Origin of the sequence: Halobaculum sp. XH14 (assembly GCF_032116555.1) — an archaeon.
GTDB lineage: Archaea > Halobacteriota > Halobacteria > Halobacteriales > Haloferacaceae > Halorarum > Halorarum halobium.
Genome location: NZ_CP134949.1, coordinates 759,361 through 779,751 on the forward strand (window position 1 = coordinate 759,361; position 20,391 = coordinate 779,751).

18 protein-coding genes and 1 tRNA gene are annotated in these 20,391 nt (G+C 53.1%); 15 read left to right on the forward strand and 4 right to left on the reverse strand.

Annotation, left to right across the window (positions count from 1 at the left end; all coding sequences use genetic code 11):
• Positions 1-7: 7 nt before the first annotated feature.
• Positions 8-676: a hypothetical protein gene (locus RJT50_RS03875; protein ID WP_313694251.1), complete on the reverse strand. Its 669-nt coding sequence runs from the start codon at positions 674-676 to the stop codon at positions 8-10.
• Positions 677-820: 144 nt separating this feature from the next.
• Between RJT50_RS03875 and RJT50_RS03880 the strand changes: the two genes are divergently transcribed.
• Both RJT50_RS03880 and RJT50_RS03885 read left to right on the forward strand, forming a co-directional pair.
• Positions 821-1,414 (forward strand): hypothetical protein, encoded by a 594-nt coding sequence (locus RJT50_RS03880; protein WP_313694252.1) that lies wholly within the window; start codon positions 821-823, stop codon positions 1,412-1,414.
• 73 nt (positions 1,415-1,487) lie between these two features.
• Positions 1,488-2,375, forward strand: coding sequence for a TIGR02391 family protein (locus tag RJT50_RS03885; RefSeq protein WP_313694253.1), 888 nt, complete (start codon positions 1,488-1,490; stop codon positions 2,373-2,375).
• 23 nt (positions 2,376-2,398) lie between these two features.
• Here the strand turns inward: RJT50_RS03885 and RJT50_RS03890 are convergent, their stop codons facing one another.
• On the reverse strand, positions 2,399-2,866 hold the full coding sequence (locus RJT50_RS03890) for a hypothetical protein (protein ID WP_313694254.1): 468 nt from the start codon (positions 2,864-2,866) through the stop codon (positions 2,399-2,401).
• Between the two features lie 508 nt (positions 2,867-3,374).
• Here RJT50_RS03890 and RJT50_RS03895 point away from each other — a divergent pair.
• Positions 3,375-3,710 (forward strand): hypothetical protein, encoded by a 336-nt coding sequence (locus RJT50_RS03895; protein WP_313694256.1) that lies wholly within the window; start codon positions 3,375-3,377, stop codon positions 3,708-3,710.
• A 206-nt stretch (positions 3,711-3,916) separates the two neighbouring features.
• Here RJT50_RS03895 and RJT50_RS03900 read toward each other — a convergent pair whose 3' ends face one another.
• Positions 3,917-4,357 carry a hypothetical protein gene (locus RJT50_RS03900; RefSeq protein ID WP_313694258.1) on the reverse strand — a complete coding sequence of 147 codons (441 nt, stop codon included), beginning with the start codon at positions 4,355-4,357 and terminating at the stop codon, positions 3,917-3,919.
• A 553-nt stretch (positions 4,358-4,910) separates the two neighbouring features.
• On the opposite strand from RJT50_RS03900, the gene RJT50_RS03905 reads away from it, so the two are divergent.
• The 8 genes from RJT50_RS03905 (at position 4,911) to RJT50_RS03940 (ending at position 12,696) form a co-directional block, all read left to right on the forward strand.
• Positions 4,911-5,025: transfer RNA gene (locus RJT50_RS03905), tRNA-OTHER, on the forward strand.
• A 372-nt stretch (positions 5,026-5,397) separates the two neighbouring features.
• The gene (locus RJT50_RS03910) at positions 5,398-6,858 is read left to right on the forward strand and encodes a DEAD/DEAH box helicase (protein ID WP_313694260.1); all 1,461 of its coding nucleotides are present in this window, start codon (positions 5,398-5,400) and stop codon (positions 6,856-6,858) included.
• A gap of 30 nt (positions 6,859-6,888) precedes the next feature.
• Complete coding sequence (locus RJT50_RS03915; RefSeq protein WP_313694262.1) at positions 6,889-7,371, forward strand: hypothetical protein; 483 nt, start codon at positions 6,889-6,891, stop codon at positions 7,369-7,371.
• A gap of 11 nt (positions 7,372-7,382) precedes the next feature.
• A complete protein-coding gene (locus tag RJT50_RS03920; RefSeq protein ID WP_313694264.1) occupies positions 7,383-8,261 on the forward strand; it encodes a metallophosphoesterase in 879 nt (292 codons plus the stop codon).
• 52 nt (positions 8,262-8,313) lie between these two features.
• On the forward strand, positions 8,314-8,844 hold the full coding sequence (locus tag RJT50_RS03925) for a hypothetical protein (RefSeq protein ID WP_313694267.1): 531 nt from the start codon (positions 8,314-8,316) through the stop codon (positions 8,842-8,844).
• Between the two features lie 11 nt (positions 8,845-8,855).
• Positions 8,856-9,461 (forward strand): hypothetical protein, encoded by a 606-nt coding sequence (locus RJT50_RS03930; protein WP_313694269.1) that lies wholly within the window; start codon positions 8,856-8,858, stop codon positions 9,459-9,461.
• Positions 9,462-9,464: 3 nt separating this feature from the next.
• Entirely contained in the window at positions 9,465-9,998 is a 534-nt protein-coding gene (locus tag RJT50_RS03935; RefSeq protein ID WP_313694271.1) for a hypothetical protein, read from the forward strand.
• A gap of 247 nt (positions 9,999-10,245) precedes the next feature.
• Positions 10,246-12,696, forward strand: a complete 2,451-nt coding sequence (locus RJT50_RS03940; RefSeq protein ID WP_313694273.1) for a DNA replication complex subunit Gins51 — start codon at positions 10,246-10,248, stop codon at positions 12,694-12,696.
• Here RJT50_RS03940 and RJT50_RS03945 read toward each other — a convergent pair.
• Entirely contained in the window at positions 12,688-13,110 is a 423-nt protein-coding gene (locus tag RJT50_RS03945) for a hypothetical protein (protein ID WP_313694275.1), read from the reverse strand. The genes RJT50_RS03940 and RJT50_RS03945 overlap by 9 nt on opposite strands.
• Positions 13,111-13,268: 158 nt before the next feature.
• On the opposite strand from RJT50_RS03945, the gene RJT50_RS03950 reads away from it, so the two are divergent.
• From RJT50_RS03950 to RJT50_RS03965, 4 genes are all read left to right on the forward strand, one after another.
• Positions 13,269-14,288 (forward strand): hypothetical protein, encoded by a 1,020-nt coding sequence (locus tag RJT50_RS03950; RefSeq protein ID WP_313694276.1) that lies wholly within the window; start codon positions 13,269-13,271, stop codon positions 14,286-14,288.
• Between the two features lie 153 nt (positions 14,289-14,441).
• Positions 14,442-15,308, forward strand: coding sequence for a hypothetical protein (locus RJT50_RS03955; protein WP_313694278.1), 867 nt, complete (start codon positions 14,442-14,444; stop codon positions 15,306-15,308).
• 9 nt (positions 15,309-15,317) lie between these two features.
• Positions 15,318-15,920, forward strand: a complete 603-nt coding sequence (locus tag RJT50_RS03960) for a hypothetical protein (protein ID WP_313694280.1) — start codon at positions 15,318-15,320, stop codon at positions 15,918-15,920.
• A gap of 30 nt (positions 15,921-15,950) precedes the next feature.
• Positions 15,951-20,384: a glycine-rich protein gene (locus RJT50_RS03965; RefSeq protein WP_313694282.1), complete on the forward strand. Its 4,434-nt coding sequence runs from the start codon at positions 15,951-15,953 to the stop codon at positions 20,382-20,384.
• Positions 20,385-20,391 lie beyond the last annotated feature (7 nt).

The window sequence follows — 20,391 nt, forward strand, 5'->3', positions numbered from 1 at the left end:
CGGTTGGTCAGTCGATGTACGGATACGGATTTTCCGGCTGCCCTTTCTCCAGGAGGGAGTCGAGGATCTCGGTGAGCCGTTCGTTGGACGAACTGTACTTATCTCGCAGGGCTTCTACGTATTCTTCCCAGTCCAGGTGATGTATTTGGTACCAGCCTTCCGGGTATAGGACGTCGACGAACATGTGGCCGTAGTCCTCGTAGTGCTCGTTGCAGAGCGGTGCGAGATTCACCATGTCTCTCGAGCCACCGTACCTAGGCGGGACCATTCTTTTCACGTACTCTGCTTTCGAGCTGCAGGTAACGCAGGTGTGATCGGTTTTCTCCAAGGCGGCTTCTCTCTGGGACTGCGTTACTGACTTGATCTCGGATTTGGGCGTGGGTTCGTATCCTCTCGCTCGGATGTGTTGTTCTCGGTCGATAGAGGGGTACTCGTCGCATTCGGGGCATTTCTTCTTACCTCCGTTACTCCAGGACTTGCAGTTGGGCCAGGATGCTTTGGACTCGTCTCCTCGGTCGAGTACTTCCGGTGTCAGAGTTGTTCCGCAGTCACAGGTGTAGGGTTCTGGTTCGATCCGGTTCAGTCCGTGCTTTTCTGCCTTCAGAAGAACGAAGATGAGATGGTTGGACCGGTTGTGATGATGTTTTCCCGGCTCCACAAGGGCGTTGACCAACATGTCCGCGGATTCTCTTCTTCCCGTAATAGTTTCTCGGATACCCACTCTAACAAGATTCTCTACATTGGTGGGGATCTCGACCAGTGTTCAGTTCCTGCTTGCTCGGAATGTTAATGATTGACACTGCGTTGTGGGAGGTGGTACATGAGCTATCCACGAACCCATGTCGACCACCGAGATCCAGATCACCACGAAGCAATCCACCCAACTCGGAACATCGTCAATGCACACGTCGTCGCCGGCGAGTTCCTAACTTCGCGGTATCACGAGGCACTCCAGACTGTACTCCATCCACTTGGAGAATCTCTCGACACCCACGACCAACACGCACTCAACGACCTCGGTATCGTCCACGCCGACGGCAGCCTGAACGACCTATCTCCGATTGTCCAGACCTACGTCAGGCTCGATGACTACTGGACCCGTACTCACCGTACCGCGCTCAATGAGCTATTCGATGAAGGACGTGCCCATGTAATCGGTTGCTGTACACGCAACTTCCTCTCCGAGTTCTCCCGGCGAACACTCGAAGTCGAATCAGGACGAACCGGTGTTGCGCTCGATGCTACCCTCGCCCCTCTCCTCGAACACGAGTTCCTTTCCAAGCCAGAGGACGAGGAGGATGACTACGTCGTTGTTGAGCACCACGCACTGTATCGGCCTACTGAACAGCTGTTTGACGCGCTCCTTGACCAAGCTCCTGTCCTCTGCGATCTCATCCCGCCGACCGATCTCTAAACTCTTGGAGAACAGTCGAATTTGACTTCCGAGGGAACGCCTATTACGCTCTCGTATCACACCTCTGTTAACGATGCGTATCTCACGGGATTTTCCCTCTGACCAGTATCCCTCTGAGCAAGCTGTAGAAGACGAGGACCCCAGTTTCCGGATTGAGACGATCCTGAAGCTGGATAGTGACGAGAAGGTGTTCGACATCAGTACCCACGAAAACCATCCAGGAGACAGTACGCCGACTCAATCTTTTGGAGGCTCCTTCGTTTTCTCAGACTGGTCTGACCTTCAGGACGTAGCTGATTTGCTGAAGCGTTACATCCGGGAGCAGGACGATCAAACACGGTCGATAACTGTCCCACTGGATTCTGGAACCGGCTTCAACAGCAGGCTTGGAAGGCATATAGAGGATATTGAGGAGGCCAGATTCACAGTAGATGACTACCGGCTTGAGGTGGATGCAAAAGGGCATCGAGGCGAGATACGTCACTACAGCAAGTCCGTGGATCACACGCAGCAGGATCGACGGAACGCAATGGCGTTTCTCGACATGGTCGATGAACTCTTCCATGACTTGGATGAGGAACCGATTCTCCACCTGGAACATCCCGACCTACGCAGTGACGCAGTCCCTGAGTACATCGACGGTCATTACCAGAGTTCCGTACGAACGGCGTTCCGAGTTCTCGAAGAGCGGATCAGGGAGGAGGGAGGGTTTTCTCAGGACGACACTGGGATGGGAATGGCAGAAGATGCGTTCAATCCAGAGCACGGTCCTCTCACCTTTTCGGAAGTAGGTGCGGAGAGGAAGGGCTGGATGTTTCTCTACGCTGGTGGTTTCGGTGCACTACGTAACCCGCCCAGCCATAGAGATGAGGAATCTATCGATCAACAGCGTGCCATGCAGATCCTCCACTACGTCGACCTGCTTCTCGATGTCCTCGAGACAGAGGCTGCGGAAGACTGAACTCTATTAGCAGAACCGATAAATCAGGACAACTCAGATACCTTCTCCTGTGATTCTTCTTGAACCTCTTCCAGCATAGGATCCAGTTCATGTTCGATGTCGGCCAGATCCTTCCCCGAGTCGAGCTGTGTCAACGCTAGGCTGAGATCGGCGGATGCCTGCTCCAGTTTACTAACGATTTCGTAGTCGACGTTCAGTGATTGTCCGACCGCGGCGTGCCTCCGGAGTTCCTCTCTCCGCGTGTCGAACTTACCTGTGGCGTCGACATCGTGAGGTACTTCGCCGCTCGTCATTACGTCGTACCAGTCTGAGAGTGTGAGTTCAGCGAGTTCGTTCGCCCGTTTGTACCAGTCGCGTCTTTCTCTCTTGTTCTGGAGAGAGTACTGGGCCTTGATCTGGTCCCTTGCGACCTTCCCTGAGACGAAGTAAGATACGATGCCACCTGCTATGGCACCGAGCAAGGTGGTCGCTATAGACGTTGCCAATGACATAGCTGGGTAGTTATAGCGCAGAACAAAATTTGTGGGGAAAGCCCGGCCAAGACCATATTCTACAACAGCAGGGGTGCCGACCCCCCTTTCGAAATTTTATTTCGGGAAAAATCCCCTCCGTGTTCGAGCTGATTTCCGTGGTCCTGACTTTTCTCTCAGAAGGTTGTTGGCTGACTCGTCTCGGTACAGGTTGAAAGCAAGTTGTGGAGGATGCCCTGGATGAAGCCCGAGATCTTCCTGGGAAAACACGACTTCCGCTATCCAGTTGGTTTTCTCAAGTGTGGAGGACGTCGTCTGTGAGGGTACACGTGGAGGGCCATGTTTTGATAAACGAGTTTTCACCACTGTTTTCCAGGGCCTGCGAACGGGTCTGCGAAAACCTGCTTAGGTGATGTATTTGAAAGCTTTAGACCGGATACTGTGGATTGCATACGGAAACCATACTCAAACCTCTGAATATCGGGAACTGGCCGAGGTGATTATCCAGCGTCTTCGGAGGGACGATCTTGTGAAGAAGCAGGAGCTGATGGAGGAAGTCGACCTCGACCCTGGCTCAGAGAACGATGACCAGAAGTTCAAGCGCGTGATGAGGCCGTTGAAAGGCCAGAAATCCAGCAACCCACTGGACGTTCAGTTTGTGGTTCAGAGACGGATGGACAACGGCAGTTTCTACGCCTTGTCTCGTGATGCGTTCGATGCTTCGAGCAGGAACTTGGTGCAGAACCTCCGCCGCTTCATAGACACAGAGCCGCACCGGGAGACGAGAGAGTTGAAGCAGGAGAACCGAGAGCTACGAGAGGAGAATGAGAAGCTTCGGGAACAGTTGGACAGCGAAGGGCGGTAATCTGTGGCCGATCCGAGGAATGTAACGGCGTCGTTTCTGGCCGCTCCTCTGTTCGCTGTCTCTCTTCTGTTCTACGAACATCCGTACTGTGGTGCTCCTGGACTGGGCTGCACCGGTGTAGAGGGTATTCCTTGGCCGATTGAGAACCTGCTCGGGTCGTTGCTGTTTATTCTCTCAGCGATTGTCTTCGTGACTGTGAGCAGTGATTAGACGCCGAGTTCTTCTCTCAGTTGGAAGTAGTACGGCAGTGCATAGTATGTAGAACTGTTCTGACGTGGATTCTTAGCTCTGGACTTTTTCCACCAGTTGACGACTTTACCGTTCTCCAGGCGGAGTACGAAGAGCCAGGTGATGGGGTTGTTCCCTCCTTGGCCGAATGTCGTGGTGTAGAGGCCGTTCGGTAGATCTCCGAACCTGTCCTCGAAGTACTGCTTGAAGTCGTCCTGGTCGCGGAGATCGTAGATGCTGGTGCCTTTGACAGGGCTTCGCGGCAGGTGAATCGTCCGTATAGGCTTGTACTTGGTTTTGTTCCAGAGTGTGCCGCCGTTCTTCCCGTCAATCTCTTGGATTCGTTCGAGCTCGTATTTCTGACCGGGTTTGAAGTTGTACTTGTCTATTAGTTCCTGTACTGCTTGTTCTGCGTCCACTGAGTGGTTTTCACCTGGTATTCGCTGAGTGTTGACTGGTTTCGAACACTCACTCCTGTTTTTGGGGAGAGGGCAGAGGGTGCGAACACCCCCCTCTTGTCACGTGTCCGTGGTGACGCGATTTCACGCCCACTATGTAATATAATAGAAGTGTACGAAACAGAGGTTTAAAATTACCCTGCAGATGGCATGCGTCTTCGCGGCCCTCTCCCCCTCCCGGCGCTTGATTCTGAATTTTTCTTCGAGAGGTAGAGCGGGACAATTCATTTAAAAGACGGATGGCCATACTTCGATATCGGATACTTCCATTGAGGGAGAGAAGGACTCTTTTCCATCTCCTCTCTCTTCAAGTGGGATTACCTGATGTCGGGATAGCTCAGTGATTTAGAGCGGGCCAGCGTTCCGGGATGCTAAATCCCCCTCCCCTCCCCCTTACATCGTGCATACGTAGCTCGTGAAAGCCAGCAGGCTGTGAGTTGCATATGTACCGAGAACGGAGCGGTGGCCGTCAGTCCCCGGTTCAAATCCGGGTCCCGACGGTTCACATTTCACTGCCTCAGTAGCTCAGCTTGGTAGAAAGCGGCCTGAAGCACGGGGTGTACGTTCGTACGTGGCCCAACGCACAGGCGAAACCCGGAACCACGCAGGTTCAAATCCTGTCTGAGGCCATCCACGGATGAAGCGATTACCCAGAAAGAGATGCACAGTATGCGGAGACTTGGTGATGAAGGGAAGATGCAGCCTCAGGTGCAGTCTCACGCTGATGCTTCGCCGTGGATTCAACATCCAGGTGAACTACAATCGCTGACGAGTACAACCGACTGAAGGACGTCGAAGAAGAGGTAAACTCCATCAAGAATGCCGCCGACGGCATCGAATCTGTTCTCAAGGACATCGCCGACGAACGCAACAGGGAGGTCGAGGAGACGGCTATTCTGTTCCCTGCTCGCAGGGAGATAGTCATCCAGCATCCAGAAGAGGAGACGAAGGAGTTACTGGGGCAGCTTGCCCACCTCGTTGATTCTACGGACGATGCTTTCATGTACAAGATACGCCGCGAGGATGTCTGGCAGAGTCCGTACGAGTTCCTCGACGAACTGATTGATGATCTACGGTCGGTGCTGCCGAGGAGGTCCCCTAATCTTGAGGAGTGGATTGAGAGGCGGTGGAAGCAGGCTCACCAGTTCACTCTCTATACGCACGAGGACGGGTTCACCGTCTTGGAGGCCGAGGACGCCGAGGTCATGGAGGATGTTGCCCGTCGGAAGCTGGAACACAACACGCATTATACGAAGCATCTGTCGGATACTGAGACTCGAATCACGGAGGGCAAGGAGGCAGATGTCAAGAAGGTTCTCTACGAGGCTAACTACCCTGTTCAGGACCGGCGTGACTTGGAGCGAGGAGAAAGCCTCGACATTGAACTGGACCAGGACCTGAAGCTGCGTCCGTACCAGGAGGAGTGGATCCGCAGGTTCACCGATATAGGGTCCGGCGTCTTCGTCGGTCCAAGCGGTTCAGGAAAAACAGTGGCTGGAATAGGCACGATGGAAGAAATCGGTGGTGAGACACTGATCCTTGTGCCGAAGCGTGAGTTGGCGACTCAATGGAAGCAGGAATTGATTAAGAAGACCAGCTTGAGTCCGCATCAGATCGGAGAGTATCACGGGGGGAAGAAGCAGATTCGTCCGGTTACGATCGCCACGTACGATACTGCTGGTGCGAGCCGTCACAGGAAGCTGTTCAACGAGCGGGAGTGGGGCCTAATCATATATGACGAGTGCCAGCACATTCCTGCGAAGATCCACCGTAGGACGGCTAACTTGCAGTCTAAGCACCGTTTGGGACTCAGTGCTTCGCCAGTACGGGAAGATAAAAAGGAGAAGGAGATCTTCACGTTGATCGGCCAGCCGATCGGTACGGACTGGAACTCGCTTTTCGAGGATGGTTTCGTCCAGGAACCGGACGTCGAGATCCACAACGTGCCGTGGTCCTCAGACAATCAGAGACAAAAGTACAGGAATGCCGAAGGCCACGAGAAGAGGCAAGTCTCAGCGATGAACCCGGCCAAACTGGACCACCTGAAGGACGTCCTAGAGAAGCATGAGTCGGAGAAGACGTTGATCTTCGTGGACTGGATTGATCAGGGTGAGCACTACAGCAAGGAACTCGATATCCCGTTCTACAGTGGAGAAACAACTCACAATCAGAGAGAAGAGTACATCCAGGAGTTCAAGGACGGAGACCTGTCCACACTGATCGTCTCGCGAGTAGCGGACGAGGGAATCGATCTTCCCAACGCCGAGGTAGCAATCATCGCTTCAGGGCTCGGCGGTTCCCGCCGGCAGGGTACTCAGAGAGCAGGTAGGACCATGAGGCCAGAAGGAAGCTCTCAGGTGTATGTCCTCGGCACGAAGGGATCGAACGAGCAGGACTTTGTCCAGAGACAGATGCAGCACCTGCAGGAGAAGGGTGTGAACGTGACAGAGACGGAGGTTTAAGCCACAGGACGCACGATAGTCGAGTAATAGATGGCGTGGAACGCTCTTGCGGACAGGATTCTCGCCGGCAGTAAGCGGAAGAAGGAGATCGAGGTCGAGAACCAGTCGGACTACGACCGGTGGCTGTCCGAGCTATACTCTGAGATCGAAGTCTTCGTGAAGCGAGTCAGCGCCCTGGACTTAGAGGAGGCAGAACAGCGGGACAAGTTCTACGAGTTCGTCGGGAGGTTATCTGATCGTCTCGAGAATCTTCGTGAACGTAGTGAGGCTTCTGCCGCACCTGCTGAGGCATTGATCCGGTTGGAGGAGTTGATTGAGGTGATGAACGAGTCGTCTTCCAAGGTACATGTCTCGGTAGCGTACATCGGGGATGACCCGTTTGAGAAGGCGAAGCGGGAGAAGAAGAGGGAGAAACGCAGGCAGGAGAAGATAGGGCAGTTGCGTGAGAAGCGGGACGAGATCGCGGATCAGATCCAGGAGGTTACTGAAGCCTTTGAGGAAGACGATTCTTAGTCCACTGGTAGATGTCGATCCTCTGCATCAGTGATATCCTGTGGGAGACTCAGGACAAGGATATCCTGGAAACGCTGAAAAGTGAGATAAGCGGCAAAGATCCCTCGTTGGTTCTCTTCGCAGGCGACGTGATCAACGACGGGATGAACAGCGATGAGCACACCGCCGAATTTCTCGAACTGCTTGAATACTTGGAGGAGTTGGAGATCACGTCGTTCACGATAGAGGGAAACCACGACGAGTATTCTGATTACGACGCGGTGGTAGAGCGAACGGAGGATTTAGAGTATGCTCGGGAGATCTCAGGGGAAGTAGCTGAGTTCAATGGACTCCAGATTTTGGGGATTCCATTTTCCGATACTCATCGTCTCGGGAAGGCACGGCAGATCAGCGAGGAGTTCCCGGGAAGCTATGATATTGTTTTAGCGCATGCAGAAACTTCCCGCAGGATCTGGCTCCTTGAACTTGATGCCGGAATCATCGTTACAGGTCATGTTGCTGCGGAACTCTGCCGGATCCACGACCATGTCTTTGTGTCGATGGGGTCGTATCCCGGTCAGAGGGCTGTGATCAGTACGGGGTTGGATGAACTGCTGTATCAGCGGCGTGCGGACTCGTTCTTTGCCAGTCAGGACGAGTATGAGGCTGAGGTGAAAATAGAGGACGGTGAACTGACTTGGATACGTGATGAAGAGGAGTCTGATAGGGTTGGTTTGAGGGGGTTGAAGGATTCTAATTACCCTGACCGCTTTGAGAGACTTATTTCTGCGAAGAAGCGGGTCCAGGATGTGAATGAAGATGAGGAAAGAAGGATTATCGAGGATTTGCTGGATAGCGGGGTTCCCAAAACCCATATCCGGGAGTATATCAATCGTTATGACTTTCTGTAGATGCTTGACGAAGCTGCCACTTTTATAAATAATATTTCACTAATGAGGGACTATGAAGCTGCGTCTCCTCACACTTTCCCTGATACTCTTTACTAGCCTTTCAGCGGCTCAAAGCTCTAACAACACGACTATCGACTCGAGTCCTGGGCTGGTGAAGGCTGATTCTCCGATCTACAGCTTGGACGTAGCCTTCGATAACATGCTTCAGACGGCGGGCATGGTATCTGCCGGCGATGTGGCGGTCGAACGTGCGTCGGAGGTAGCCGTAGCTCACCGGAGAAACCACTCCGCTGCTGCAAGTGAAGCTCTGGATCAGCTGCAGGTCGTCGCCCAGGAAGCGAATAACCGGAACCGAGAGAAACTGCAGAGGGCAGGGGAGATCCTGAACCAGGTGAAGAAACAAGTTCCCGAGCAAGCGCAGAAGGGAATTAAGACGGCTCTCCAGAACGTGGAACGGGCGAAGAACCGTGTTCCGCAAGAGTTCACCGCTGACAGTGGCGGAGCACTTCCTGATATCGAGGTGCCTGGCGGAGCCGGTGACCGAGATCTCGATGTGCCCGGCGGAAACACGAGTGGGAGGTGACTCTCTAGTCGGTGGGACTGCGAGCGATACTCAGTAAGATTGTTAGCAGCAGGTTGTTCCCGCCGTATCTCCTCTACAAGCTATTGGAGAAGCTGAATCTACTGTATATCGCGTGGTTCCTTGTCCTGGTACTGCCGTCGCTGATCGGCACCTACGCCAACCTGATCGACAAAGGCGTACACCCACTGATTTCGGTATTCGCTACGGTCGGCATCCAGTTCGGTGGCCAGGCGATTGAGGTGTGGAACGCTTTCTGGCAGATACAGGGAGCTTCTGTCGGTGAAGCATTAGTGATTTTCTTCGGGTCGGCAGCGTCGATTCTCCGCTTTCTCTGGTACTACTACGTGTTCAACTGGATTGCGGATAACATGGAGCCGACGGTCAGCAACTTCTCGAAATTTATCGTCGGCACGTTCCTGCTGGCGATGTCGACGATTATCGCGTTGATGGTCGACTTGTATGCTCTCCCGGCTGGAACTCACTTATCCGGGTATACCTACGTCTTGGCGAATCCGGGGATCGTCCTTGATCCGTTAAGTCAGATCGTAGTTCAGTCGCCTGCCGAGCCTGCTGAGGCTTTAAATAGAACACTGAACAATTCCAGTGTAGGTGGATAGTTTTTGCCGGAAGACGATGTCCTTGAGCAGCAGGTATTCAGGATAGACGACGACTGGAGTAGGAGTGACGAAAAACAGAAGGAAGACGTGATGAACGCTGTCCTGAGAAAGCGGGAACGCGCTTTGCGGAAAGCCCGTGAAGCAATGGACCAACGGTACAGTCGGGGAACGAACGCCGGCACGGAGATCGGCTGGCTATACTTCTTTGCCTACGAAAATCTGAATGCTGCCGTCAACCAGGCCAACCTGAATGGCGACGGCGTCTCCGAGAAACTGGAGGACCTGGTTCACGAGTTCCACGAAGCGGTGAAGATCTACGACCGAGAAGGCGAGGAAGTCGTGAAGGAATACACGCCGCATGATATGCTAAAATGGAGCCAGGAAGCCGAGGAAATCCGGCGTATGCCTGCTCCAATGAGGAAGGTGATGGATGAGAATGGGGAGAAGATCCACCAGTTGATCGGGTTCGCTTACAGCGGAACTGAGGCTGTCACCGAAGGCAGCAGCGAGGACGAAAATCGGGGACCTGAAGGGTGACTAATCGCTGGCCTTAGCCACTCCGTTCAAGTTCCTGAATGACCTCGAAGACGTTCTCACCAGCTACAATGAGGGACAGAAGGAGAACTCTGAGAACAACAATCTCGTCGTACCTGGCATCCCTCGATCGGGGAAAGGACAGGTCACGGGCTGGGCGAAGGAGCACGGACTGGCTGGTGACCACATCAAATTATTCGAAACACATGCTACCAAGATATCGCACCTGGCGGAGATCTTCCAGTTTCTCTTGCCGAACGGGTTCTTCCTGAACCGGGATTCCCGGGACATCGTCGAGTCGATTCAGGAGCAACTGGAGCGAGGTTCGTATCGAGAGCCAGTCCTCGACACCAGTGACTTGGACGAATTATTGGAGTTGCATGAGTTGGCTCCTCCGCCGCAGCGTATCGAGAAAATCGACGAGTTCCTCGAGAAAGAGTCGAACCATAGTCTCTGCCAGAGACTGGAAGAAGCGAAGGAGAAGCAGGTGGGGATCAAGAACCGGCTGGAGCAGATCCATAGTCAATGCTATACTAATCCGAACGTCCCGGACACCTTCAGGAAGAACTACACGGACGGCTTGAACCGGAGCTTCGACATCCAGGTCTTCACACCGATCTCCCGGAATATGCCGACTGGAGAGGTCCCAGACTTTTTCGAGCCGTTCGGAGTACCGGTCGACGCCTTTGAGCGGTACGAGAACCTGAAGTGGGGCTTGCAGATCGTCCACGGGGATTCCAGCTACGGCGACTACAAATACATCTATAGAAGGGTCGTCGACGTCGGGGACTCCAGCTTCGAGGACCTGAAGAACGTCGGAGAGCTCAAGGACAGCAAGCACTCCGTGGAAAGAGAGTACGGCGACGGCCAGACCTTCACCGTCAGCCGTGTAGTCAACGAGGAGAACGCCCGGAAAGCGTTTGAGAGAGACTGGGAGGACACGTTCGGTACTCAGGGCGTAGTCTGCTCTTCCGGCTTCGACCACACATTACGGGAACGCTTGAAGGAGGCGATGCTTTCAGACGAGCCGGATATCATCTGTCTCTACACCGGTTTTCTCAGCGATGAGACGGTGCGGAAGTTCGTCATGGTGTATTTCATGGAGACGATGTTCGATATCGTCCGCAACCTTTCCGGCAGTGAGCTCAAGAAATTGGACCGGCAGTTCATCGCGTCGATGATCGAGGCCCAAGAAGTGGTGAAGAAGTCGACGAAGGACACCAAACTCAGTACAGCGGACAAGGTGTTCAACCGGTTCGTGAAGGAGGCGATGAACGACTCCGGGCACTACAACTTCAACTTCTGGGTTGACTCCAAGCCCAGTGAGACGCATCAGATCCTGTTGTCGAAGGCGTCGAAGCGTATCATCACCCGGATGAACAAGGAGGACGTCGAGTCCTGGTACAACGGCGACACTCGGAAGAAGCTGAAGAAGGCTTTCAGCGACGAACGGAACTACGCCTCGCTCGACGGCAGGTATCCGGAGTTCGGGTACGGTTTCATCTACATGAGTGACGGCATCGTCGAGTGGGATACCACGAGTGGTTTGAAGACGTACGGTCACCGGTTGCCGTGTCCGCGGATGTGTGTTCAAGATCCATTGGACGAGATTTCGAACAGTGACTGGAGTTTCTTCACCGAGGAACTCGGCATGGATTCGATGCGTTTCCAGGAGTACCAGGACGCACTTTTCAAGGAGGACTGGGAAGCCAGCGCCGAAGCGTACATTGAAGAACGGGAGCGCAAGGAGCGTGAGAAGCAGAAGGAGAAGGAGGAAGAGGAGAAGACGAAGAAGGAGATGCGGAAGTCCGTGGCCTGCTCCAAGCTCGAGGCCAAGGTCTCCGACATGGATGAACTGCCGTCGAAGTGGAAGCCGACTCACGAGGAGATCCTTGCGGAGATGAAGGAGGAAGACCTGGTGCCGGACGATTTCGAGCGCCGGACCATCGAGAACTACACAAAGGAACGCCGTAGCGACTTGGAGGAGAATTTCAACAAGGGCAGCGACGAGGATATCGATGTCGAGCAGGTAGCGAATGAACTGAAAACCTTGGAGAGGAACGGGAAGCCCGCCTTTGTCTACGGACCGAAGTCAAAATCAGATAAGGAGATCTTGGCGAAGCAGTACATCCTGAAGAACCACGATGTCGACGAGAGTGTTGCCGAGGATAAAGCGGAGGAGGCGACGAGTATCGCTCTCATGGACTTGAAACTGGAGGGCATCATCGACGGAAATTATCGGGTCAAAGACGAGTACGAGGATCCGGAGGAGTACAAGGCGATTATGGGTATGGGCCGGGGTGAAGCATCGGAGCAGGAATCACAGGAAGAAGAGCAGTCAGAGACAGAGGATTCTGAGGACAACGAAACGGAGTATGTGGAGGTCCGGATAACTTCTGAAGTTCCAGAGGTCAGAGGCACTGACTTGGATGTCTACGGCCCATTTGAGAAGGACGAGGTTGTGGAAGTTCCGGAGGACAACGCGGATATTCTCGTCAATAGAGGAAAGGCAGAGTTCGTAGAGAACGGAGAATCAGAGAATGAGACTTCTGAAGACGATGCTGAGGAGTTACAGGAAGCTCCGGGTGAAGAATGGCTGTGTACGTGTGGATCCTTCAACGAGGAAGACCGGGCCGTATGCCGGAACCCGAAGTGTACGAAGACCTTTGAAGAAGTCGAGGAAGAACAGAGTTCAGAGTAGTTCTTTACCCTCTCCGTGCTTCAGTCCTAACACGATGAAGGGCCGAGCCTCTTGGAATTTCTCGGTTGGCTCGATCTCTTCGCCCAGTTTTTTCTTCCAGTTGTGGGTGAAGACGAAGATGTCCGTGCCGTCGCGTTTTCCTACGTGCTCTAGTATTCCTTCGTCCTCAAGGCTGTCCAGGAATCTGTATTCCCAGTCCCCGCCTTTTGTGCCGATGATGTCGGTGAGTTCGTATTTGCTGTAGACTCTGTCGCTGTCCGAGAAGTCTTGGTTATTCCTTACAGGTTCAGTGAACGGGAGTTTATCTTTGGCCCAGGTGATCCCCCCGGTCCATAGCTTCCAGCTCTCAGGGTCGTGTTCGACCAGATTTTTAATATATTGGTATGCCTTCGGGTTTTCCCCGTCGATCTCCATGATATTCTACTGTAGTCTTGTTCTTTTTAAGTATAACACGGGCTTTTAGAGTCCGGTAGAATAGACCTTTATAAACACATTCTGTCATTTGTGTGGTATGACGTTTGATAGTATCCCTGCTACGAGCCTCCCCGGGCGAGTAGGGGGAGGTGGTTATTATGGGACATGGTAAGAAAATTGCAATTGCAGCTGGAGGACTCGGAGGTACAGCAGCTCTTCTCTTCGTACTGGCGATGATATTCGCTCCAGGTACAGTTACACCAGATCAGGGAAACGGAGATCAAGTCACACCGCCTGCACAGAACGGGACCGATACAACTGGTCCTTGGGATAACCGTGCAGTGAAGAAGACCATCAAGCTGGAGGATCTGAATAGCAACGCAGTCAGCAGCGGTACAATCCACGTCTTTGCGGACAAGCCGACAGACAGCAGCGGAAACGTAGTCTGGGGCAACGAACGTGCGATCGAACCGTACTTCGGAACAAGTCAGGAGAAGGATCAGGTCAGTGTCTCCAGTTCGGAGACCACGCTGCAGTACGAACCAGGAACATACTTCCTGGCGATCGAGTCCAGCGGCCACTACACGGAGTTCGTGAAGCTGGAGATTCCAGACGGATCCAGCTACGGCGACACCTCGCTTTCCGAGTACAATCAGGCACCAGAGATGGTGAACTTTGAACTGGCTCAGACCTACAGTCCGGCGCTTGAAGCTCTGGATGTAGGGGTCGACAGTAACTCCACATCAATCGAGACGTGGAACGACGACTACACAGTCAAGCCTTCTGAAGGAAGCGAGTACCGTGCCTGGAAGATGGTTGTGCACACCGGAGACGTTGATCCGACAACTGACAGTGACAGTGACGGCAACCACGATGAAGGAATCAGGAAGGCGTACTTCGAGCTCTCCGGAGCAGCAAGTACCAAGAGTGTCGTGTTCAACCCGTCTAACGGGATTGACAAGCTGGGAAGCAACGACAAGGCAACCGTCAACATCGACGACGTCGTTGTAACGCCGGATAATCCGCTGACAATCAGCTCATACCTGGTCACCTTTGAGACAAGCACTTCGGGTGCTTCGGACGGTGACGAGGTTCTGACGGACGGCGAGAATCCGTTTGACTTCCAGCTGTTCAGTGACACTGGAACTGGTACGTCCAAGACGGACGTGACAGCGTGATGCTGGCTATTTAGCGCCCTTTTGTGGCGTGGCTGATGGCTTGTGGCGAGGTGGCCTCGGAACCCGGAGCCTTGCCGAGTGCCCTCCGCAGAATCGGGGGGCGGGAGTCTTCCTCCCTCTCATTTAAAAACAATATTCTACCAGTTCTTTCCCATGGAGACCGAGGATGGACTGGAGCTGCTATCTGGAGTCCTGATGTTCTTCTTCCTGACAATCGCTTTACCAGCCTTCCTGCTGTACGGCCTCGGAGCAGCTTCTGAACAGGCAAATCTAGTGAAGTACTTTTTCTACGGCGTCCTCGGGTTCTCCCCTTTACTGGTCAACTTCGCTACGGTGTTCCTCGAGAATCGAGGCTTCTTCGAGAAGCATCCTTCTCTCAAGGGCTTCCAGTACATCACGTTCCACAGCCCGGAGCAGACACCGCTCGGTCAAAAGTTTCCGAAGCTGGTTCAGGCGAAGGTGATGATCCCGCTGTTCATTGTTATCGCGTTGTTTTTCGGGATGCTGGTCAGCGTCAGTGGAACGTTTTCAGTCGGTACTCCGGACCTGGTCACCGGCAGCATCTCGCCAGGCGCAGAACTTGGACTCGCCGTGGAGCCAGCGGTCTCCGCTGAAACCTTCTTCTTCAACGTCGGAATGTTACTCGGGCAGATCGGCTTCATCTACCTGTTCCTGTTCAGTCGAGGTGTTTCGCCGCGTTGGAGCTATATCTGGAGCCACGTATTGTCGTGGATCTTGACGTCGATTGAGTTCCTGTTCTACCACAGCTTCAGGTACGGGACTCAGGAAACCAGTCAAGCCTCCGTGTTCCTGCTGGGCTTGATTACCAACGGGTTCACGGCGTTGACGCATTCGATTATCCCGGCGTACCTGATTCACGGCTCCGGGAACTTCTTTGACAAAGCCTCAGAGGCCGGGATATTTACTTCGGACGTAGCGGTGCTGATAGCAGTGGTTGGAACCCTGATTTCCGGTGTCGTCCTCGTGCATTTCCTTTTCAAGGAGTTGGGAGGTGAGTAAGACTCAGAGATGGATCTTAAACGGGTAGTAGCTGTTGCGGTCGCTGTAATCTTCTTATCCGTGTTTTTCTTCGTCGCCACGTTGTACGTTCTGCAGTACTTGAGTTTCGGGACTCGTGGCCTGGTCCAGGACGTGAGGATCGAGGCTGGGATGGGTCCACGGAGAACTGTCGACACCGTCTACATCCAGAAGAGTGACCTAGAAACGCTGCAGGAGGCGTACACCCCGGAACGAGAGAAGCAGTGGATAGCCAATATCAACGAATCAGAGGTGATGACGGACCTGACGCTGACCGGAGTAGGGAATCTGACTCACGTCACCGGTAGTTACGACAGTAGTAAGGAACCGGAGGTCCTGATTCACAGTCATAGGCCGAACGCTACGGGCCGTCTCTCTGGTTTCGACAAGGAGTGGCTGCGGAACGCTTCTCGTAAGGCGTTGAATCGGGGAGAAGAGAGGGAGGACTTGTACCGGATGAGCTGTATTCTTCACCGGAAGTGGCGATTCACTAAGCCACAGCTGTACTGCTACGCCAACCCGTTCATCTACAGGGATACGGAGGTTTCCGAGGGAGGATTTTTCAACCGGGTCAGCGTGACGGTTCTGGATTAGTATTTTAAATAGCTCTGAGCAGTTCTACGTATGGTGTCTCGAAAACATTTTTTCCTGTTAGCCTCGGCTCTACTCCTCCTCGCAAACGGTTCTGCTGCTAATATCCAGGTTGTTGGTCTTGAGGAAGATGGAATCAACACGACGTACACAGAGAACGGTATCCGGTTCACCACGGACTATCTGAACAAGACAGTCTCCTACAGAAAAGTCGTCAAACCAGATAATTTGGCTACGAAAGACGGTGTACAGGTCAAGTCCAAGAGTAAGGGAGACGGAGATCTCCAGATCCAGTTCAGTTTCCAGGTTGCACAGGATTCGAACTACACGTACCTACAGGGGAAGACGTTCTCAGGGGAGATCTCGTTGAAGAAGGGTGTTCTGAAGACAAACTTCGTCAATGGGTCTGTGACCAGTGACAAGGACGAGCGAATTAACATCAGCTCCGAGGCCCACTACGAGCACCTGATCTTAGATTATGAATTGATTGATGCTGGGACGCCGAAGAACATGACCCAAAATGTATACTCCGGAGAGGAGACCAGGAAAATCCCAGTCTCCGGCAGTGTAGAACAGATCTCCGCTTCCAAAGTCCAGCAGGCGATTACGAAAGACAATCTGTACGAGAACCGGACGACAGAGAAACTGGTGATCGCATACGACCCACGTACTAACATCTCAGGTGTCGACTGGAACGGTTTGAACCACTCGCCTGCTTCAGCAAGTTACAACGAAGATATCGACCCGGAGCTGGTGGACGCAGGGATCACAACAGGCAGGCTCGACAATGCTTCTCAGTACGAGTTCAAGGTATACAACGTCACATACCCTGCTGACAGTGAGAGAACTGTCAAGGTGAACTTCACACAGCCAGAATACAATCCCTTGACGGATAACCCGGAGAACTTCGAGTTCCAGTACTACAGCTACATCATAGGTTCTGTAGCGACTTTTAAAACCAACACATCAGAAGATTTCCAAAAAGGAAACTTTCAAGGAACTATTTTAAGTAATGGTAAATTATTCTCTCAGAACAGAACCAATTTCTATAATACAACCGGTACGGCTCAGGAATTTTCTGCGAACTTGCCTAATACGGTCTATACCGTGAAGATCAACGGGCCGGGAGGAGGAGGGCCGAGCGGAACTTATGACAGATATGATCCCGGAGGTTCTGGAGGATACGTTAAAGGAAATATCACAATCTCCAACGATCAAAATTGGGATATCTACGTTGGTGGTGCAGGAGGAGAATCAGAACACGGAGGCTATGGAGGATGGGGATACTACAACGGAGGTTATGGAGGAGGAGTCGGAAACACCCCAGCGACCGGCGCAGGGGGCGGAGGAGGTCTTTCAGCGATTGTATCCCCTCAAAGTCATATTATGGCAGCCGCAGGAGGTGGAGGGGGTGCAGGTGCTCAGTACCAAGTTTATGATATGTACGCAGGAGGTGGAGGAGGCGCAGGAGGCGGCCTCGGAGGAAACGCAGATAACTGTTGTAGTCAATCAGAAGACGGTTCCGGAGCTGGAGGAGGCAACTGGGGAGGAGATGGAGGAGATTCGCCCGCTGGCGGTGTAGGAGAAGCGGGAGGAGACGGACAAGGATTCTTCAATACGAGTTTCGGCTCATCAATAAACACCGTTACGGGCGGAGGAGCTGGAGAAGCAACTAAAGGAAACATTACAATAAGTTTCGATTCCAGTAAAAAGAATTATATATCTAAAGTTTACTCAGTCCCCGAGAAAAAGATTTGGGATAATATAACAGTCTCAAATTTCAAGAAGAATGGTGGAACGATCACGATTTGGGTTAAAACCAGCAACGATGGTTTCTCCACGACTCTGGAGGAAGAGAAGATGAGTAGTTCGGAGCTTACAAGTTCGGGAACTCAAACGATCGACCTCGGGCTTACGCAGGGTGCTACGGACGTAAAATACAATATATCATACAGTAAAGGATCTTCGAGTCCTTCAATCGACAGTATCTCCTTGGACGGGAAAACTGCGAATAAGCCTCCAGAGATCACCGGTGTAAAATTCGTAGATAATCATAGAAAAGACGACACCCGGCTGAACTTCTCTCTCGACGATAAGGGCGAAAGCGATATCTCCGAGTTCACAGGCATTGGCTCCGCATTATCCTTCACGAACTCGACTCTCCGTTCCAGTATTTCTATCCCGTTCAGTTCCACGGTCTCGATCTCTGATGTGAAGGGTGCGTCGGACAGCTTCGAGATTGATGTCTCTGAATCAGATACTGGAGTGCGTGAGGATGACTTCGGCCACTCGCTTTCGACACAGAGAGTCAACCGGACGGTTACCATCTTCAACGACGCGGCCTCCAGTATTGACTATCAGCTTGTACTTGATCTCGCTGGAACAGTGGTACAGGGACAGTCTTGGAACGGTTCAATTCCTGGAACGGGTAGTGTCACGCATTCTGCAGTCGCTGAGTCGGACTGGATAACCGGAGAGACTCTGGGAACCTACAACAAGTACAGCGACGGCGACTTCAGCCACGGTGAGGATACGCAGAGAATCCACAACAGAACCGAGTTAATCGTCGATAATCCACGCAGTTTCACGTTCCATGATGTCGACGTCTCCAGTACCTGCACTCAGGTCTCGACCACAGATATCGACTCTGGAAGTAACGTCCGAGCGACGATGGACTGCACCAGACCTGTTCACGTAATTGACGTAATCAATGAGTCAACCAGTTCCCTGTACGCAGACATCGGCTACAGTCACGACTTAGGTAAGCAAGGGTTGGCGAAGAACAAGACTCTGGCCGAAACGGAGGGATACGTCTTTACAGGTGTCAATGTTTCCGCGCCTTCCCTTCCGGGCTCTACGGTGAATGGTGGGATGCGAGAGGTCAACCTTTCCAGCAAAGAGTCGACGACGGAGATCTACAACGCGACCGGTGACTGGATACAGGATGAACAAGAGAAGCAGGAAGCGTTTGGACAAGACGTTTCCAGGGTCCACGACATCGATCAGCAGTACCTCTACAATCAGACGCGGCTTGTCGTGAATAATACACGCAGCTTCAGCTTCTCTTCCGTAGATATCAGCAATTCCTGCTCGGTTACTACCTCCGCAGACGTACCTGCAGGAGAGTCAATCGTCACCTCGTCCTGCAACAACGGGACAACCAGCGGAGACTGGGTCAGGAACGAGGCAAACCAGTCAACGGAGTACGCCTCCGGCCCCGTGACAGTTGGGAAAGGCATCAACAAGTCGTTCACGGCATCCCAGTATGTCGAGGCGGCGAACGTCCGAACCAGTACAGATCTACGGGTCGACGTCGACTCATTGGTTTCGGAAGTTTCGGGTTGCTCTGTCGTGAACTCGACCCAGCAGACGTTCCCTGCAGATAGTGTCTCCAGCTTCACGTTCCACAAATCCTGCAGCCCAGGAAACCACTTGAACAGGACTCCGGTGACGAAGACTGAGGCGTCGGATTACTACAAGTACAGTATCGAGTTCGGCTTCCACGTTAACTCCAATCTTACTGAGGAGCAGGAGTTCCGGTACGCGGTGAAGACGAAGTGGGCTGATAACTGGAACAGCCGTGACCCGACCGAGACAGAAGCAACCATCGACGGCAGCAGCAAGGACATCCAGGTCGAAGAACAGGTGATCGACGGAACCGAGTACATCGTATTCGTCATCGGAGAAAACCATACGAACTCCTCGATTCACGCCGGAACCCACTCGGCCACGTTGACTTACTACGAGTCGAAGAGTCAGGGAACGACTTCCGGTGGAGGATCCAGTGGCGGCAGCACAACGGTCGTAGTCGGCTCCAACAGCAAAACCACTGTAGAGAATGTGACCAGCCCAGAGTACAACTGGACGGTCTCAGCCATCACCTCGGAGGACGACAGGACCTTCCAGCTCTCAGGCTACCCTGGATCCAGCTTCGAGAAGTACGTAGTCGTCAGGAACACGGGGGACAGCAACGTCACCTTGAACATTGACTGCGTCTCCAGAGGCGACTCGTGTAGATGGGTGAATCTCTCCGTCGACCGGGTCATCCTGAACAGGAACTCGTTCAGCAAGAAGACAGTGACAGTGAACGGGACGATCCCGGAGACCTTCGACGGAGAGGAGTCGCCGGCGCGTTTCAGTATCCGTGTCTCCGATCCCCGGTTCAATGGAAGCCAGTCCACGGCGAAGGGCGTAGCCTATGTCGATTTCACCGTGAACTACAGTCCGGTTCTCGGCCCGGCACTGGATGTTGCTAAGAAAATCTTTGAGTGGAGGGAACTGGAGTCTCCGGTTCCGTGGGGTCACTCTGTTCCGTACCCGTTCTTCATCGTGCCGCCCCTGTTCTCGCTCCTTGTTGTGGCGGCTGGTTCGTTCGTGGAGTGGCTCGGGCCGTGGGACAGAACCTACCCGACTGTGAAGTGGTCAGCAGCGGTGCTCGTGTTCCTGATAGTCTTCATTTTCGGGTGAGATAGCA

Bases quoted from the DNA above. Each gene is read 5' to 3' on its own strand.
- RJT50_RS03880 (WP_313694252.1), top strand. From the start codon at position 821: ATGAGCTATCCACGAACCCATGTCGACCACCGAGATCCAGATCACCAC.
- RJT50_RS03925 (WP_313694267.1), top strand. From the start codon at position 8,314: ATGAAGCTGCGTCTCCTCACACTTTCCCTGATACTCTTTACTAGCCTT.
- RJT50_RS03960 (WP_313694280.1), top strand. From the start codon at position 15,318: ATGGATCTTAAACGGGTAGTAGCTGTTGCGGTCGCTGTAATCTTCTTA.
- RJT50_RS03875 (WP_313694251.1), bottom strand. From the start codon at position 676: ATGTTGGTCAACGCCCTTGTGGAGCCGGGAAAACATCATCACAACCGG.
- RJT50_RS03885 (WP_313694253.1), top strand. From the start codon at position 1,488: ATGCGTATCTCACGGGATTTTCCCTCTGACCAGTATCCCTCTGAGCAA.
- RJT50_RS03950 (WP_313694276.1), top strand. From the start codon at position 13,269: ATGGGACATGGTAAGAAAATTGCAATTGCAGCTGGAGGACTCGGAGGT.
- RJT50_RS03890 (WP_313694254.1), bottom strand. From the start codon at position 2,866: ATGTCATTGGCAACGTCTATAGCGACCACCTTGCTCGGTGCCATAGCA.
- RJT50_RS03915 (WP_313694262.1), top strand. From the start codon at position 6,889: ATGGCGTGGAACGCTCTTGCGGACAGGATTCTCGCCGGCAGTAAGCGG.
- RJT50_RS03945 (WP_313694275.1), bottom strand. From the start codon at position 13,110: ATGGAGATCGACGGGGAAAACCCGAAGGCATACCAATATATTAAAAAT.
- RJT50_RS03910 (WP_313694260.1), top strand. From the start codon at position 5,398: ATGTACAAGATACGCCGCGAGGATGTCTGGCAGAGTCCGTACGAGTTC.
- RJT50_RS03965 (WP_313694282.1), top strand. From the start codon at position 15,951: ATGGTGTCTCGAAAACATTTTTTCCTGTTAGCCTCGGCTCTACTCCTC.
- RJT50_RS03920 (WP_313694264.1), top strand. From the start codon at position 7,383: ATGTCGATCCTCTGCATCAGTGATATCCTGTGGGAGACTCAGGACAAG.
- RJT50_RS03955 (WP_313694278.1), top strand. From the start codon at position 14,442: ATGGAGACCGAGGATGGACTGGAGCTGCTATCTGGAGTCCTGATGTTC.